Source organism: Planktothricoides raciborskii GIHE-MW2 (assembly GCF_040564635.1).
In the GTDB taxonomy this organism is placed as follows: Bacteria; Cyanobacteriota; Cyanobacteriia; order Cyanobacteriales; family Laspinemataceae; genus Planktothricoides; species Planktothricoides raciborskii.
In genome coordinates, this window is sequence record NZ_CP159837.1 from 3,061,189 (window position 1) to 3,076,268 (window position 15,080).

The 15,080-nt window shown below is 39.0% G+C and carries 19 protein-coding genes; 9 read left to right on the forward strand and 10 right to left on the reverse strand.

Annotated features, from left to right (window positions below; genetic code table 11):
* Positions 1-13: 13 nt before the first annotated feature.
* Genes ABWT76_RS12930 through ABWT76_RS12940 form a run of 3 tightly spaced genes read right to left on the reverse strand, consistent with a single transcriptional unit; the run spans position 14 to position 2,328 of the window.
* On the reverse strand, positions 14-226 hold the full coding sequence (locus ABWT76_RS12930; protein ID WP_354636410.1) for a tetratricopeptide repeat protein: 213 nt from the start codon (positions 224-226) through the stop codon (positions 14-16).
* Complete coding sequence (locus ABWT76_RS12935) at positions 199-996, reverse strand: tetratricopeptide repeat protein (RefSeq protein WP_354636218.1); 798 nt, start codon at positions 994-996, stop codon at positions 199-201. The genes ABWT76_RS12930 and ABWT76_RS12935 overlap by 28 nt, the downstream gene beginning before the upstream one ends.
* A gap of 42 nt (positions 997-1,038) precedes the next feature.
* A complete protein-coding gene (locus tag ABWT76_RS12940; RefSeq protein WP_354636219.1) occupies positions 1,039-2,328 on the reverse strand; it encodes an AAA family ATPase in 1,290 nt (429 codons plus the stop codon).
* A gap of 321 nt (positions 2,329-2,649) precedes the next feature.
* Between ABWT76_RS12940 and ABWT76_RS12945 the strand changes: the two genes are divergently transcribed.
* On the forward strand, positions 2,650-3,108 hold the full coding sequence (locus tag ABWT76_RS12945; protein WP_354636220.1) for a DUF29 domain-containing protein: 459 nt from the start codon (positions 2,650-2,652) through the stop codon (positions 3,106-3,108).
* A 326-nt stretch (positions 3,109-3,434) separates the two neighbouring features.
* On the opposite strand, the gene ABWT76_RS12950 is transcribed toward ABWT76_RS12945, so the two are convergent.
* The gene (locus tag ABWT76_RS12950) at positions 3,435-3,890 is read right to left on the reverse strand and encodes a DUF2442 domain-containing protein (protein WP_354636221.1); all 456 of its coding nucleotides are present in this window, start codon (positions 3,888-3,890) and stop codon (positions 3,435-3,437) included.
* Positions 3,874-4,152: a DUF4160 domain-containing protein gene (locus ABWT76_RS12955; protein ID WP_354636222.1), complete on the reverse strand. Its 279-nt coding sequence runs from the start codon at positions 4,150-4,152 to the stop codon at positions 3,874-3,876. Before ABWT76_RS12955 ends, ABWT76_RS12950 begins: the two co-directional genes overlap by 17 nt.
* 206 nt (positions 4,153-4,358) lie before the next feature.
* On the opposite strand from ABWT76_RS12955, the gene ABWT76_RS12960 reads away from it, so the two are divergent.
* From ABWT76_RS12960 to ABWT76_RS12975, 4 genes are all read left to right on the forward strand, one after another.
* On the forward strand, positions 4,359-4,598 hold the full coding sequence (locus tag ABWT76_RS12960) for a hypothetical protein (RefSeq protein WP_354636223.1): 240 nt from the start codon (positions 4,359-4,361) through the stop codon (positions 4,596-4,598).
* 20 nt (positions 4,599-4,618) lie between these two features.
* Positions 4,619-5,074 (forward strand): DUF29 domain-containing protein, encoded by a 456-nt coding sequence (locus ABWT76_RS12965; RefSeq protein WP_354636224.1) that lies wholly within the window; start codon positions 4,619-4,621, stop codon positions 5,072-5,074.
* 237 nt (positions 5,075-5,311) lie between these two features.
* Positions 5,312-6,475 carry a hypothetical protein gene (locus ABWT76_RS12970; RefSeq protein WP_354636225.1) on the forward strand — a complete coding sequence of 388 codons (1,164 nt, stop codon included), beginning with the start codon at positions 5,312-5,314 and terminating at the stop codon, positions 6,473-6,475.
* Positions 6,476-6,478: 3 nt separating this feature from the next.
* Positions 6,479-7,648 (forward strand): DNA cytosine methyltransferase, encoded by a 1,170-nt coding sequence (locus ABWT76_RS12975; RefSeq protein ID WP_354636226.1) that lies wholly within the window; start codon positions 6,479-6,481, stop codon positions 7,646-7,648.
* 30 nt (positions 7,649-7,678) lie between these two features.
* On the opposite strand, the gene ABWT76_RS12980 is transcribed toward ABWT76_RS12975, so the two are convergent.
* Positions 7,679-7,822: a hypothetical protein gene (locus ABWT76_RS12980; protein WP_190880033.1), complete on the reverse strand. Its 144-nt coding sequence runs from the start codon at positions 7,820-7,822 to the stop codon at positions 7,679-7,681.
* 583 nt (positions 7,823-8,405) lie between these two features.
* Here ABWT76_RS12980 and ABWT76_RS12985 point away from each other — a divergent pair.
* From ABWT76_RS12985 to ABWT76_RS12995, 3 genes are all read left to right on the forward strand, one after another.
* A complete protein-coding gene (locus ABWT76_RS12985; protein WP_190880031.1) occupies positions 8,406-11,675 on the forward strand; it encodes a glycoside hydrolase family 15 protein in 3,270 nt (1,089 codons plus the stop codon).
* A 371-nt stretch (positions 11,676-12,046) separates the two neighbouring features.
* The gene (locus tag ABWT76_RS12990) at positions 12,047-12,142 is read left to right on the forward strand and encodes a BrnT family toxin (protein WP_199317451.1); all 96 of its coding nucleotides are present in this window, start codon (positions 12,047-12,049) and stop codon (positions 12,140-12,142) included.
* A 4-nt stretch (positions 12,143-12,146) separates the two neighbouring features.
* Positions 12,147-12,344, forward strand: a complete 198-nt coding sequence (locus ABWT76_RS12995) for a hypothetical protein (RefSeq protein ID WP_190880029.1) — start codon at positions 12,147-12,149, stop codon at positions 12,342-12,344.
* A 284-nt stretch (positions 12,345-12,628) separates the two neighbouring features.
* Here ABWT76_RS12995 and ABWT76_RS13000 read toward each other — a convergent pair whose 3' ends face one another.
* The 4 genes from ABWT76_RS13000 to ABWT76_RS13015 form a co-directional block, all read right to left on the reverse strand.
* Positions 12,629-13,222 (reverse strand): transposase, encoded by a 594-nt coding sequence (locus tag ABWT76_RS13000; RefSeq protein ID WP_354636227.1) that lies wholly within the window; start codon positions 13,220-13,222, stop codon positions 12,629-12,631.
* A gap of 91 nt (positions 13,223-13,313) precedes the next feature.
* The gene (locus ABWT76_RS13005; protein WP_354636228.1) at positions 13,314-13,772 is read right to left on the reverse strand and encodes a hypothetical protein; all 459 of its coding nucleotides are present in this window, start codon (positions 13,770-13,772) and stop codon (positions 13,314-13,316) included.
* Between the two features lie 4 nt (positions 13,773-13,776).
* The gene (locus ABWT76_RS13010) at positions 13,777-14,121 is read right to left on the reverse strand and encodes a hypothetical protein (protein ID WP_354636229.1); all 345 of its coding nucleotides are present in this window, start codon (positions 14,119-14,121) and stop codon (positions 13,777-13,779) included.
* Between the two features lie 42 nt (positions 14,122-14,163).
* Positions 14,164-14,520 carry a hypothetical protein gene (locus ABWT76_RS13015; RefSeq protein WP_354636230.1) on the reverse strand — a complete coding sequence of 119 codons (357 nt, stop codon included), beginning with the start codon at positions 14,518-14,520 and terminating at the stop codon, positions 14,164-14,166.
* 243 nt (positions 14,521-14,763) lie between these two features.
* Here ABWT76_RS13015 and ABWT76_RS13020 point away from each other — a divergent pair, with 243 nt between their 5' ends.
* Positions 14,764-14,922, forward strand: a complete 159-nt coding sequence (locus ABWT76_RS13020) for a hypothetical protein (protein WP_242050049.1) — start codon at positions 14,764-14,766, stop codon at positions 14,920-14,922.
* Positions 14,923-15,080 lie beyond the last annotated feature (158 nt).

Genomic DNA, 15,080 nt, shown 5'->3' on the forward strand with positions numbered 1-15,080 from the left:
TTTAGATTATTTTTTATATGTTTTCAACAGGCAAAAGTTCAGCCGCTTTTTTAATATCCTGATTTCCTAACTTGGGTTTTCCCACTTTTTTATAAGCCGAACCTCGAAAGTAGTAAGCTTCTCCTTTGTTAGCATCTTGTTTAATGATTTGGGTAAAATCCTCAATAGCTTGAGGATAATTTTTGTTTTGATAGTGAATCAGACCTCGCCAAAAAAATGTTTCAATTCAGGATTTTGGTAAATTGCTTCGTGATAATCTGTTAGGGCATTTTGGTAATTTTTTAACTGATAGTAAGCTTTCCCTCTGCCTAGATAAGCTTCAGCATAGACAGCATTAATCCGAATCGCTTGATTGTAATTCTGGATAGCGCTTTGGTAATCCTCACAGTTATAGAATTCGTTACCTTTTTGGTAATAATCTTGGGAACGTTTCACCGCACGAGCAATTAAAGGATTTTCTTGTTCTAAACCTTGTATAGACAATTTACCCTCGTTATATTGTTTATAATGTCTTGCTCGTGTTTTAATTATCCATTCACCATTGATGAGGTGTAACTTGTCAAGGGTTGTCTTAGCTCGTTCTAATTCATGTGCCGGAATAGCCTCAGTCCCAACTAACTGTAAAGAAGGTAACAAAATTTCAAACCAATCATCTTCTACCTCAAAAGGATCCAGTATTTGATCCTGTTCTAAATCACTTTTATATTGATTCAGTTTATCCGAAGCATATCGATAGTTCGACCATTCATAGGCTTGATTAGGATGCTTTGTTTTGCTTAAATAATGATCCACTACTCCTGAGAAAGGTTGAATGCAAGCATAAGCGCAAAAACCGTTAAATCCATCAGCTAATTGGTTTATACACTTTGTCCAATAAGTGTGATTTTTAAAGCTAATTTTTTTGAGATGAATATTTCCGGATAACCAAGCATTTCCTGGCTGTCGCACTTTGGCATCAAAATCATCGGGTTCTGGCGGTCTTTGAAATCGCATCATAGTGACTATTTTTTTCTGATCACAATCTATTGAGTCAATGGACTATTTTTTTATTTTAACAGTCCATCGATCCCAAAACTCATCAATATCTGTCAACACTCTAAGCAATTCTTGGTGAATTTGCTCTTTAGTTTGCAAATTTTCTGGGAAAGTATCTAAACTTTCACCGCGCATCAAAGCGTTAGCAGCTTTAATCGCTATTTCTGCTTCACGAGAACGGGCTTGTTCTAGCCCGAAAATGGGTGAAGTTAACCAACCGACCGCATCTCCATGTTTTGCCCAAGGTAGTTCTCTGAGGGTGACATTGCTATCCTCTAATTCAAATAAGAAAAGTTGGTCTTGTTGTTCATCAAAATCAGGTTCTATTGAAGCGAGCACTAAAGGGGAATGAGTTGTGGCAATGATTTGAGTTTTCATCGTTGCTTTGAGGGCTTTGGGAACTTCCAAAAGCGCAGGCAAAATAGACCGCTGCCACTGGGGATGTAAATGGGCTTCTACTTCATCAATTAGCAAGACTAACCGATCGCATGGATCTTGATTTTTGAAGTCCGATGCTTGCTGGTGTTCATACCATGTCCAAACTAATAAATAGGCGATCGCTAAAATGCGTTTAATTCCGGCTGAAGCATGGATGACAGGAACAGTTCCGTAGGGAAGTTCCAAAGTAGGAATATCTCTAACATCCTGGGTTGAAACCCTTGTCGGTTTTCCCGGTTTCATCCATTCATCTCGATGAGGTGCCAGCTTTTCTATGACCTGACATAAAACTCTAAACGGTGAGCTTTCATTTTGCTCCGGTTGGTTTTGCCAGCTAACCCAATCTCGCAGCAAACCATTACAGAGAACTTTACCATTTTCTTCTAGCCCATTCCAGAGTTGATCCGCAGTAAATTGATAAGCATCTAATCGATTATTGATACTTGCATCTATTTCTTCATCGTCCCATTGTTCCCAATAATTCCGCGCCGTATCCCAAACCGAATATTCACCTTCGGTGCCGATATAAATGACCAAACCAGGGTGCGATCGCTTCCCCCGAAATTTTGACCATTCTTGCCGCTGCCACTTAAATTTACTGGTGATCAGTTGTGCTGTGTTACCATCTATAACATTGTCCTGAATTAAATATTTGATTTCCGGTTCAGCGCCTTTTTCTCTGCGAGGCAAAGGAGGTTTTTGTACCCAAGTTTCTGTTAAACCTCTCCAGGCAATTTCTAACAAAAAAGTCTTACCGAGGCCATTATCCCCTGTAAATATATTGAGTCTGTCCGCTAACTCAATATCGAATTGCGGTGCAGGGCCGACATATTTTAGATGTAGTTCTTTGAGCATTTTTTCACCGGATGCAATAATTGCGGTTTCAAGTTGGACTTTAGTTATTGTTTGTTGGACGCGATCGCCTTGTCTAGTTTAGCTTATTTTCTGGCAATTTTTACCATTGATCCACAAGATTACAATAACTCAGAAAATTCGGCAGACAATTGAGGTGGTCTCGGTGCGTTACACTACGCTTCGCTGCGTTAACGCACCCTACCATGACTTCTAGCAGCAGAAACCGGGTTTCTTCAAGAAACCCGGTTTCTTGGTTGATTTGGGTGGAATTAGTTATGATAAATTTATCAAAATAATATAGATAATCTCAAGGAAAGAGCAATGCTGACTAAACAAGATTGGGAATGGTTAGCCACCGGATCGGAATATCAGATGGTTGTAACTATCCAGCAACTATTACAGGAGAATCAAGTTATGGAAGCAAGTGAAGGACTTTACGCATTAATTGAATCTATGGGAAAATCTAAAAGGTTAGCACTGAGAAGCCAATTAATTCGCTTAATGCTTCACATCATTAAATGGAAATGCCAACCGCAAAAACGCACTTCTAGCTGGGCGATTAGCATTTTGTCTTCCCGTCGAGAAATAGAGGATATTCAAGAAGAAGTTCCTAGCTTAAACAGAGATTTTATAGAGTCGATTTGGGATAAATGTTTTCAATCTGCCGTGAAAGAGGCTGAAATAGAAATGAGGAAAGTTAAATGTGAGTTAACTTTCCTTTCTTGGTCAGAGGTTTTTGAAGATGAATATCTTTTATCTGATGACGATCGAGATGATTAACTGGCCCCCGAAGAGAAACCGGGTTTCTTTAGACCACCTTTGCCACCAAACCAAAATTATCATAGAAACCCGGTTTCTTACTTGCTGACAACAAGAGTGCGATCGCCCCCGAAGAGAAACCGGGTTTCTTCAGACCATCTTTGCCACCCAACCAAAATTATCATAGAAACCCGGTTTCTGATTAGCTGACAACAAGAGTGCGATCGCCCCTGGAGAAAAACCGGGTTTTTTTAGACTATCTTTGCTACCCAACCAAAAGTATAATAAAAACCCGGTTTCTGATTGGTTGACAACAAGAGTGCGATCGCTAATTTAGCCAAACGTTTTTAAGTTGTCAGAGGAGCATTCTTTTTAGGTCGGCCTCCTTTTTTACCATTTTCTCGTGCCGCTTTTGCTTTAGCCGACGAAGTTTTTTCACCCCCCTTTCGCCCTAACTCACTCATCCAAGCTTTTGTGCCAAAAATACCGGCTAATAATTCAGTAATACCCAAATCCACATCTAAACTGTCCCAGTGAATACTACTCCCAGAAGCAGATATCCAAATATCACTCAGTTGATCGGGGGTTGCATTTACTAAACCCTGTGCCAGTTGGGGAGGAAAACTGAATATTGCGCCATTTTTTAGCCGAATCACGATTAAATCATTCGCCTCATCATAGGCAGCAGACTCCGCACGGGGTTCCGTAGCATTGGCTTTTTTTCCGGCTTCTTTAGCTTTGGCAATTTCTGCCGCCAGATTTTCCTCGGTTAACTCAAATTCCCAGTTAAAATTTACCGCCATGTATTTCTTGCCATTTATTCAATAACATTTCTTGATTGGCCGCGACTAACTTCAGTGCGGCGATGATATCTTTATTTTTCATGTCTTCGCTGGCAGTAACGACAGAAGGTCTGTGACTTTGACTGCCGATATTTATCTTGACCTCCTTTTGATTGCTATCATTTTTTCTTCCTTTAAAAATATGAACATGAGCCGGAATATGATCGTTAGTATAAATATAAACAAAAAGATTGTTTTCTAAGTCTTCGATAATTTTTGGCATATTGAAAGTTGAATAAAAATATAAAATAACCGCTCGATTCACTAGGCTGATGGCACAGCGCTTTGCTTTACTCGAACAGCTAAGGAGACTGCCAATTTTGCACAACCTGTTGGCCTCGAACCATAGAATCGAGGCGGCTACTTTTGATTATAACCCAACGCTTGGGTTTTTGCAAGTGACAGAAACCGGGTTTCTTTAGACTATCTTTGCCACCCAACCAAAAGTATGCGGAGAAACCCGGTTTCTTGCTGGCTGACAACAAGAGTGCGATCGCCCCTGGAGAGAAACCGGGTTTCTTTAGACCAGCTTTGTCACCCAACCAAAAGTATGCGGAGAAACCCGGTTTCTTGCTGGCTGACAACAAGAGTGCGATCGCTTCTAGCAGCAGAAACCCGGTTTCTTGGTTAATTTGGGTGGAATTAGTTATGATAAATTCATCAATATAAATAAGATCGAGGAAACGGCAATGCTGACTAAACAAGATTGGGAATGGTTAGCCACCGGATCGGAATATCAGATGGTTGTAACTATCCAGCAACTATTACAGGAGAATCAAGTTATGGAAGCAAGTGAAGGACTTTACGCATTAATTGAATCTATGGGAAAATCGAAAAGATTAGCACTAAAAAGCCAGTTAATTCGCTTAATGCTTCACATCATTAAATGGAAATGCCAACCTCAAAAACGCACTTATAGCTGGGCGATTAGCATTTTGTCGTCACGTCGAGAAATAGAGGATATTCAAGAAGAAGTCCCTAGCTTAAATAGAGATTTTATAGAGTCGATTTGGGATAAATGTTTTCAATCTGCCGTGAAAGAGGCTGAAATCGAAATGAGGAAAGTTAAATGTGAGTTAACTTGCCTTTCTTGGTCAGAGGTTTTTGAAGATGAATATCTTTTATCTGGTGATGAAGATGATTAAATAGGTGGGGCAAAACCAGCTTTCTCTATTTGTAGGTTGGTTTAAGCAACGCAACCAAACCCATAAAAAAGGATCTTGCTGGGTTTTATTTGGTCAACCCAACCTACGGGCTATAACTATGTCCACGGGCGATCGCTCATGGAAATTATGGTGCGATTAATTGGGCTTTTCCGTTGGAAAACCGATCAAAATCTGTTATCATTATAAATATCTAGAGGAATATTAGAGGAATATTATATGTCATACAGGTCTATTGACGAAATTCAAACAATTTTATCCCAGGAGGTTTTTAAGTCTACACAGTCTCCCAGAAAAGCCGCTGGGCGAGCGCTTGGCACCCTGGTTGAACTGATTACATATTATATGATTCGTCAATGGCAACTGTCATCTTATGTGCAAATAGAATTGCGAATCCCTGAATTTGGTAATTCCGATATCACTCACAATGTTGAGTTTGGATTACATCCCCGTGTTTATTGTCAAACCCAGGAATTTGAAAATTTAAAGTTACCCATAAATCCTCAAAAAATTCAAAAAGCCTTGAAAGATAATGCTTTTTTTGCCGATAGCAATTTTAAATGGAAGACAGCCCCATTACTAAAGTCTATACCTGGCACAAATAGTTTGTTACAAAGAAATCGATGTGTCCTAGGGACTAATTCGGAACTTCAGCAGTTAGTCATTGCCGATTTACTAAATTATGAATCTACCAAATTTCAAGGTACAATTGAAATTAGTATGTTGAAAAATCATCCTTTTGCAATATTTGAATGTAAGCGGGTTGGCGTTGAAGAAGGCGCAAAAAAAGGGCCAACAACTATAGAAAAAGCTAAACAAGGTGCCTATGTAGCGCAGCACGTATCGGCACTGCAAAAAATTCGTCGTGCGGATGGCACTATTTTTGGCGCATTAGCCAAACCAGATGGTAGTTTTGATCTAAAAAAATTATATGACGATGCTCTGAAAAACTTGATTTATGATGCCCCTGCCGAAGCGTTACAAAATTTTGTTTTAACAATAGGTATTGCGAGTAATCATGGTAATTGGTTTACATCAGATAATCCTAACAAAGAACTTTTGGTACTCAAGCAGTCATACGACTGGCTTCTATTTTTAACCGATCAAGGACTTTGTAAGTTTATTGAAGACTTAATTCTCCCAAAATCTACCAATAACGTTGTGGGCTTTGCTTTTCGAGAAAGCTACGCCGCATCAAGAACAGTTAACCAGTTTACAAAAGTAAATATTCTTAGAAATGCTCATTTAGTTTTGGAGAAATATTTTCAGGATAATATTGACAGTATAGAAAAAGAATGGTTTAATATAATTTCTCCGCAATTGGCAACAATTGAGAAATTAAAAGAACAGCTTAACTGTTTAGTAGCGAAAGACTGGAAATAAAAGATGAGTCTTACATATTTAGATTTTTTTAGTGGCGCCGGAGGCTGGGCTTGTGGTTTAGAAATGGCTGGCTTAAAACACGCTGGTTCTTATGAGATTAATGAGTCAGCTTGTAGAACCGCTGGCGCTAATTTAGGCAGGGCTGTATTTTGTGTAGATTTAAGAAAATTTATCGACACTTTAGATGGCAAATATCCCCAACCAGACCTGATTGTCGGCAGTCCCCCCTGTCAAGGTTTTAGTAATGAGGGATATAAAAGAAAAGAAGATCCTCGCAATAGTCTAGTTTGGACTTACTTAGATATTGTGGAAAAACTTGCACCAAAAGTTTGGATATTTGAAAATGTTCCTGGACTTCAACGGTTATATAATGGCAGCTACTATGAAGAATTCACCGAACGGCTGAATTCCATGTCTTACTATTGGCATACTTTTTTACTTGATGCCAGTCAATACGGGGTTCCCCAAAAAAGAATTCGTTTTTTTGCGATCGCTGCTAAAGATTTTCAGCCAGAAAAACCTGAACCCACCCATTCAATCAACCGAGAAATCTACGGCACCGCAGAAGCAATTTCTCTTTGGGAAGCGATCGCCGATTTACCCAAAGTGGGAATTGGGGAAAAAGTGGGCATTTTTGATTATGATAAATTGCCGGAATGTGGCTATCAATCTTGGGTCAGAGAAGGAAGTCACCGATTAGAAAACCATACCACCCAAAAGCACAGTCAACGAGTCTTAGAAAAAATTAGTGCTGTGCCCATTGGAGGCGGTATGGAATCCTTGGTTGGTAAATATCAAGAGAATAAAGTTGCCTATTGTGGAGGATATCGTAGAGCACTGAAAGAACAGCCTTCTTATACAGCGTATTGGACGCGGGGGATGACTTCAATTCATCCCGAAGAAAATCGATTTTTGTCCCCTAGGGAATGTGCCCGGATCCAGTCATTTCCCGATCGCTTCATTTTTCACGGCACGACTATCGAAAACTATACCCAAATTTGCAATGCAGTTCCTCCCTTGGTTGCGAGAGCTTATGGGAGATATTTGTTAAAAGTATTGCTGGGTCAAGAAATTCCGGCAATTCCTTGGGACTGTAGTCACAAAACCTCAAATCAATTGGTGGCTTTATCCAAAAAAGAACAAAATCCGATTCAGCTTCGGTTGCCTATTTAGCCACTGATGACGGTTTTTTCCAACTTTTATCTAGTCCATATAGGAGAGACTACGCTTGACGGAACCATCGCTATATAATTCCATTGGCACCAGTTCGGTTTTGCCATATTTTTTGAGCTTGGAATAGACGATTTTCACAAAAGATGGTTGTTTTTTATTGGTAATATTAGACATAAAAGTTACCTCTGGGATAATTTATCTGGCAATAGCATCCCGGTTCTGACTAATTTATGGAAAAAAATTTTTAGGTTATGGTTATCTAATGTGCTTTCTATCGATATAAAGAAGGGTTTTTTGACTTTTTGGGCTTTATAGCATCTATGAAAACACAATTTATGAAAACCATGTTGCCAATTTGGCAGAAATTGGCAGAAAATAGAGACTGATTGACTCACACCGGGCTTACTTTGTCATTAAAGTTTGACAATTAAGCCAAACATTTCCTCGGTTGAGATTTGCGGCACCGGGAAAGCTAAGATTTTGCTATTTGATGACACGATTTTCAGCCCCGCACCAACTGCTCAGGATAATTTTGACTTTTTCCAGGATTTTTTAGATTTTTGTATCAACTCAGACTGAATCGGCTAACGGTTAGGTTTTCTCAACCAGATTTACTGAGGATGAATCGGGGTTTCCCTAAATTATTTGGCTGAAAAAAAAGCGATCGCGGTTGGCGGAAGATTAACGACCCAACCTTGCTATAATCCATGCTGAAATCATCGGAAATGATTAATGGTTGATTCCCATCATTATTAATATGTCCAAAATCACCAATCAGACTAAAACGCCCTTAGAGACTTACTACAAACAAATTCACACGGTGATTCTCTCTCGGCAAAACCCCATTACCGGATTATTGCCCGCGTCCACTGCGGTAAATGCTCACGGTGACTATACCGATGCCTGGGTGCGAGACAATGTATATAGTATTCTCGCGGTTTGGGCTTTGGCTTTGGCTTATCGGAAAATTGATGCCTTTGACCAGCGCACTTTTGAACTAGAACATAGCACGATTAAGCTGATGCGCGGGTTACTTTATTCTATGATGCGTCAAGCGGATAAAGTGGAAAAATTTAAGCGCACTCAATCGCCCTTGGATGCGTTACACGCCAAATATGATACGAAAACCGGCGATACTGTCGTGGGGGATGACCAGTGGGGGCATTTACAACTAGATGCTACCTCGATTTTTGTGCTGATGTTGGCCCAAATGACTGCTTCCGGTTTGACGATTATCTATAGTCAGGATGAAGTTAACTTTATCCAAAATTTGGTTTATTACATTAGTCGCACTTACCGGACTCCCGATTATGGGATTTGGGAACGCGGTAATAAGATTAATCATGGCGACCCCGAACTGAATGCGAGTTCGATCGGTATGGCGAAAGCGGCTTTGGAAGCTATTAATGGGTTAAATTTGTTTGGGGTACGCGGTGGCCCTGCGTCGGTGATTCACGTTTTGCCCGATGAAATTGCCCATTGTCGGATTACCCTAGAATCCCTGTTGCCCAGAGAGTCGAGCTCTAAGGAAGTGGATGCGGCGATTTTGAGCATTATCGGCTTTCCGGCTTTTGCGATCGCAGACCAAGAATTAGTCGATCGCACCCGTAAGACGATTATCGACAAACTCCAAGGGCGATATGGTTGTAAGCGGTTTCTGCGGGACGGCCATCAAACGGTTTTGGAAGATACCAGCCGCTTGCATTATGAACCCTGGGAACTGAAACAGTTTGAACATATTGAATGCGAATGGCCGCTATTTTTTACTTATTTATATCTTGATGGGCTATTTCGCCAAGATGCTCAACAAATTGCCGAATATCGCGATCGCCTAGAATCTATCCTGGTGGAACAAAATGGCTGGGGCTTATTGCCAGAGTTGTACTATGTCCCGGAAGAGGCGATCGAAGCGGAACGGCAAAACCCCCACAGTCAAACCCGCAAACCCAATGAAAATATCCCCCTAGTTTGGGCGCAAAGCTTATATCTGGTCGGTCAACTCCTGGACGACGGCTGGATCGCTTTGGGAGATATTGACCCCCTCGGTCGTCACCGGCAACCCCACTATCTCAAAGGACAGCGGCAACAACCCGTGGTGCAAATTGCCCTGTTAGCAGAAGATGAAGAGTTACAAGGGAAACTCGCTACCTACGGCATTGCCACCCAAACCCCCGGTCAAATTGCCCCCATGCAAGTCAGACAAGCCCGCGAACTGGCTACAGTTTATAAAGAAATTGGCTTGAATAAAAAATTAGGGCTCACCGGCAGACCCATGCGACGGTTGCGGAGTTTGATGACTTCCCGCATTTTCCGCATTTGCGGCGAAGTGATGGTATTTTTGCCCGCATTTTTGGATCAGCAGGAGTTCTATCAAACTCTCGATTATCATTTTTTGGTGGCATATATTAAGAGTGAATTAGCCTATATCGATCGCCATTGGCGGGGTTTAGGCCGACCTACGATGACCCTATTGCTAACTCATACGATGTTGGAACCGTCGGGGTCGAATTCAGAAATTCTGCCGCCTTTATTAGAGTTGATGCAGCAATTTCGCGAAGGGAAATGTGGGGATGTCAAGGTAAAACTTGGTTCATTAAATGAATTTATGCTCACTTCCGCGATCGAACGGATTGATTTCCTGCGAGAAGTGAAATTTCCCCAAGCCCCGGTACGCAATGCGGAATCTTTATTAGTGCGCGGTTCTAGTCAGAAACGCTACTTATGGAACAAGCCGAAAAAAAATCGCGCCCTCAGCAATATTCAGGAGTTTTCCTTAGAATGTGAGACGGATCTAAAATTATTAATCGCCAAACTCAGAGAGTCAGAAAACCTCTATGAACAAGTGGAGTTATTACATATCCTGACTCGCTTAGAAGGGTTAGAATTTGATACAGGAATTGGCGGCCCTGGAGAACCAGTCCGAGTTAGAACTTTACTGGATCAAGTATATGCCCAAGCGTCTCAATTGAGGTTATGGGCAGTGGTGCGCTATGCCGCTGGTTTGCTGAATAAAGTAGATATTAGTTTGTCTGATGCGGTGACGGATATTTTAGTCCGACAAAAACAAATTACTGTGGGTCGGGCTTATTCTAGCGGGTCGTTGATTAATCGCCCTATGTCCCAGCAAAAGATTATGCAAAAAATTCGCGAGTTCTGTCGGGAAGATATCCGCGATCGCGCCTTAACTCAGGAAATTTTAATTTATCTGAGTACATTAATTAAATCCGATCCAAAACTGCTGAAAGGCTTTGTCACCTTGCGCGTCGGTTATTTAATTCTCCTGTTAGTTAGCGAACTGGCATTAGAGTTAAATCTGACTCAAGATGAAGCTTATGAAGCCTTGATGAAATTATCTCCTTTTGAGATTAAAACTCGCTTGCGTCAAGTCCTGGAAGAATATGCGGGCATGAATCAAGTGTTGCAACGGCAAGAGTCAATTGCTTTGCGGAAACAAGCCAAAGAAATTGATTGGGTGGTCTTGTCTGGGGAGAAAAAAGAACCGGAAAAACCCAAAGAAGGTTGGCGACGCAAACGTCAATTAGATGGTTCTTTAAACCGCATGATACCGGATTTTTATCCCCGGGTTTGGAAGTTGATGCAACATTGCAAAGGCTTGGTGATTGGGGATAAGCTGGAACGGCGCAATCGCTTAGATAGTGAATTAATCTTGTCAGAAATGACCCAAGGAGAGAAAAATTTTGATCTGAAAGTTGAGCATTTGCTGAATAAGATTGATGCGCCGGAATACCGTCAGCTTAATGTGGAAGCATTGATCGAGTTGTCCAATATCTGCGATCGCAACCCAGAATTACAAATTGAGCAATATTTAGTGCTCGATGTAATTATCGGTCACGCAGTGCGTCAAGGGTGGTTAGAAAAGTATCCCGAACGGGCGGATAAATATGATGAAGACAAGCAAAAAGCCTGGGATAAATTTTATGACACTTCCCCTTATGTTTGCGCGGGATATATTGTCAAAGCTTTCCGCTTCTTAACGGAAGTTGGCGAAGATTTAACCGCTGCTTAAGTTGGGAATGACAATAGAAACCGGGTGTTTGCGGTTTTGCCGGAATTGGTTACAGGAATTTTCTATTGGCTGAAGCACAAATCTAGGTAAGGGCGAAGCATTCCGGTCATAAATTTCTGTGTTAATTCACAAATAAGTAGGTGGGCAGAAATCAATGCAGACCATAACAGAAGAAAAACTGTCATTCCCGCGAAGGCGGGAATCCAAGGATTTGCGGTGGGGAACGATGCAATTAATTATGTTCACCTACTTATCTGCCGGTAGGTAAGGGCGAAGCATTCCGGTCATAAATTTCTGTGTTAATTCACAAATATCTGCCGGAATGCTTCGCCCCTACAGGAGGGCTTTATTAATTGTAAAAAAATCGGATTTTGTTAGTCTCTTATACCGAAAGAGGAGATAAAATTAGACTGATTAGCGCTAGACAAGCTACCAAACAAGAAATCAAAGCTTATCAAGAGGGTTAAAATCATGGAAGATGAATTGAGAGATGAATATGACTTAAAAAGGTTAAAAGTTAGAAAAATGGGAGTCAATCGGAAAAAGTTTGGCGATACAATTATTAAGCTAGATGCAGATGTGGCTGATTTTTTTCCCAACGCTGAATCGGTGAATGAAGCTTTAAGGTTTTTGATTAGAATTGCTCAGGATAATCAAGCTAAAGTTTAGGCGATCGCCTCTCATTATCACAAACCCAGAAACCAAGAAACCGGGTTTCTGGGACAATTTTGGTGACAAAGCCGAGAAATGAAAAAGAAACCCGGTTTCTTCTCTGTCTCATTAACAGACATCAGAAACCGGGTTTAATCTGATAGTTTCTCCAGGGGACTTCATTCTTGTACCCAGAGGTTAAAAATCATCGCTTTTAAACATTATCCCATTTCATCAGCGATCGCACTTCCAACTCGAATAAAGAGCGATCGCATCTCAACTGCCGAAAAAATATCCACTAATTACCATTTAGAAGGATTATTAGGATGTAATTGATCATTTTCCCAAGATAAATGATTATTTTGGACATATTCTCTAATTCTTTCTAAAGATTCATCATTTCTAATAATATGATCGTAATAATTACGTTGCCAAACTGGAGTTTTAGGTGTATTACGAATAATATTAATTTTCTTAGTTGTTGCTGATTTAAAACCTGCTATTAGTGATGATAATGATTTAGGTGTCATTGATATTTGTTGTGGTGATGATTGAATTTCCTGTAGGGGCGAACGGCCGTTCGCCCCTACATCATTTGTATGAACATGATTATAATTGTTATTTGTCTGATTAATAATAACAATTCCATGAAAATGATTCGGCATAATTACAAATTCACCTAATTTTATCTCTTGTCTAATCTCTGCTGATTTTAACCATTCTTTTTTTACTAATTCACCAAAATTATTTAAGATAATTTGACTATGAATGATATCTCCGAATAAACATTCACGTTGATAACAACAAATTGTAATGAAATAAAAACCGGATTGAGAATAATCATAGCCTTTAAGTCGAATTGATTGCCGTTTATGTATATCAGGATTGTAGGTCATAAGATTAATTTTAGATGTATCTTTTTATATTAAATTAGTTTAGATTATTATCTTAGGGGCGATCGATCGCCCCTAAGATAATTAAATTATATTAAAAAATTGCCATAAATAAAATTCTTTTCTGAAACAAATCTAATAATTTTTTATAATCTTGACTAATTTTTACATTATCTTTTAGGGATTTACTTTTGTTGTCATTAGAAAAACAGTTTTTGGTTTTATCAAATATTATTGTTTCCAAACTTGACCATAATGATTCATTTATAAATGACATTGAATTATTGTTCTTATCAAAAATATACTGATATTTATGATCCAATTTTTGATCTATTTTTTCTAGTTCAAGTAAATAGATACTCAAATAATCTAACTCAACATTATTAAAATATTTTTCTACATATTCTTGAGCTTTTGTTTCTGTTCCTTGAAATAATTTTTTAAAAGATTCATAAAGATTTTCTGAGGAAAAAGGAATAGTTTCACCATCAAATTCTGAAAGAAACATATCAGAATATATTTTTATCGTGTAAAATTGAATTTCTTGTGACATTTTTTTATCCTTTCCATACTTGTTTAATGTAATCAACAAGTGATTTCATATCACTTAGCTTTGATAAATTTTGAATTAATTTTTGTACTTGTTCTCTATCATAATAGTTAATATCAACCTCCCCTTGATAAGATTGCTTAAATCTTTCTAGTTCTTGTCTAGTTGTATTAGTTATTAAATTTACAGGAAAAACATAATAATAACCACTAGGCTTTCCTTCTCTTTCCCATCTTTTTTCAACATTTTTAATTGCTGTTTTTAAATAATTTAAATCAATCTCACCACTGGAATTGTGAGAAGATTTGCATTCCCAAATATAATTACCTTGTTTAAATACTTTTGATTCCATAATATTTAACCTTTTAAGTATTACTCAATAAAAATCAATTGTTTACGCAATCTTTCTGTAATGAGCGTTAACAGTATAAGTATTACCTGTTTTACTTACTCTTGTATGTTCTTTAACAACTGTAATTTTTCCATCTAATAAATCTTTCATTAAATTATTAGCTTTTTCTGAAAGAATCACAAAATCTGCACATGGTTCATTATCACGCAAATCATCTTTATAATCTACACCCGGAATCATGCCAAAATCTTGCATCAAATCCTTGACTAGAGACTTAAAATTAGCATCTACTACTTTTCCTTTTTCTGTGTCTGTCAGTCTTAGAAATTCAGGAATGGATTGGAGTGCTTGAGAAAAGGCATTTTTGACTGATTCGATAGACTGTTGTAAGTTAAACATAGATTTGGTTACAAATTAAATTGATATTTTATTAAAACACACTACAACAGCATAAAGCAATCATAGTTAATAATTCTTAATATTTTTTAATATCCTGAATCCAACAAATTAGGTTGATCTATAACTTTAACCTATTTCCCGATCCCATTACAATATCTGTAGGGGTGAACGGCTGTTCACCCCTACCCAACTATTAAACCCTAAAATAGCATAACACAAACTATGAGAAAAGAACAAACCTAGATGTTACAAGAATGCCGTCAACACACAGAGGAAAGTGCAAAATTAGACATACCTCCCCTACCCTTAAACGCTCAACAAACCTCGCAACTGTCCGAATTACTGCAAAATTCCCGCCAAAAGGGTAAGCAGAAACCCTCATGCTCTTGCTCAGGAACATAATTCACCCCGGAGTTGACGAATCGGCATATATTCAAGGATGGCATTGCTGACTATATTACCTGAAGCATGAAGGGATAATGGCTCATTTAATGGCTCATTTAATGGCTCATTTGGCTCATTTAATGGCTCATTTGGCTCATTTGGCTCACTTGGCTGAG

Bases quoted from the DNA above. Each gene is read 5' to 3' on its own strand.
- ABWT76_RS12955 (WP_354636222.1), bottom strand. From the start codon at position 4,152: ATGCCAAAAATTATCGAAGACTTAGAAAACAATCTTTTTGTTTATATT.
- ABWT76_RS12995 (WP_190880029.1), top strand. From the start codon at position 12,147: ATGGAAGATGAATTGAGAGATGAATATGACTTAAAAAGGTTAAAAGTT.
- ABWT76_RS12945 (WP_354636220.1), top strand. From the start codon at position 2,650: ATGCTGACTAAACAAGATTGGGAATGGTTAGCCACCGGATCGGAATAT.
- ABWT76_RS12965 (WP_354636224.1), top strand. From the start codon at position 4,619: ATGCTGACTAAACAAGATTGGGAATGGTTAGCCACCGGATCGGAATAT.
- ABWT76_RS12975 (WP_354636226.1), top strand. From the start codon at position 6,479: ATGAGTCTTACATATTTAGATTTTTTTAGTGGCGCCGGAGGCTGGGCT.
- ABWT76_RS12985 (WP_190880031.1), top strand. From the start codon at position 8,406: ATGTCCAAAATCACCAATCAGACTAAAACGCCCTTAGAGACTTACTAC.
- ABWT76_RS13010 (WP_354636229.1), bottom strand. From the start codon at position 14,121: ATGGAATCAAAAGTATTTAAACAAGGTAATTATATTTGGGAATGCAAA.
- ABWT76_RS12980 (WP_190880033.1), bottom strand. From the start codon at position 7,822: ATGTCTAATATTACCAATAAAAAACAACCATCTTTTGTGAAAATCGTC.
- ABWT76_RS13015 (WP_354636230.1), bottom strand. From the start codon at position 14,520: ATGTTTAACTTACAACAGTCTATCGAATCAGTCAAAAATGCCTTTTCT.
- ABWT76_RS12940 (WP_354636219.1), bottom strand. From the start codon at position 2,328: ATGCTCAAAGAACTACATCTAAAATATGTCGGCCCTGCACCGCAATTC.
- ABWT76_RS12935 (WP_354636218.1), bottom strand. From the start codon at position 996: ATGATGCGATTTCAAAGACCGCCAGAACCCGATGATTTTGATGCCAAA.
- ABWT76_RS12950 (WP_354636221.1), bottom strand. From the start codon at position 3,890: ATGGCGGTAAATTTTAACTGGGAATTTGAGTTAACCGAGGAAAATCTG.
- ABWT76_RS12970 (WP_354636225.1), top strand. From the start codon at position 5,312: ATGTCATACAGGTCTATTGACGAAATTCAAACAATTTTATCCCAGGAG.
- ABWT76_RS13020 (WP_242050049.1), top strand. From the start codon at position 14,764: ATGTTACAAGAATGCCGTCAACACACAGAGGAAAGTGCAAAATTAGAC.
- ABWT76_RS13000 (WP_354636227.1), bottom strand. From the start codon at position 13,222: ATGACCTACAATCCTGATATACATAAACGGCAATCAATTCGACTTAAA.
- ABWT76_RS13005 (WP_354636228.1), bottom strand. From the start codon at position 13,772: ATGTCACAAGAAATTCAATTTTACACGATAAAAATATATTCTGATATG.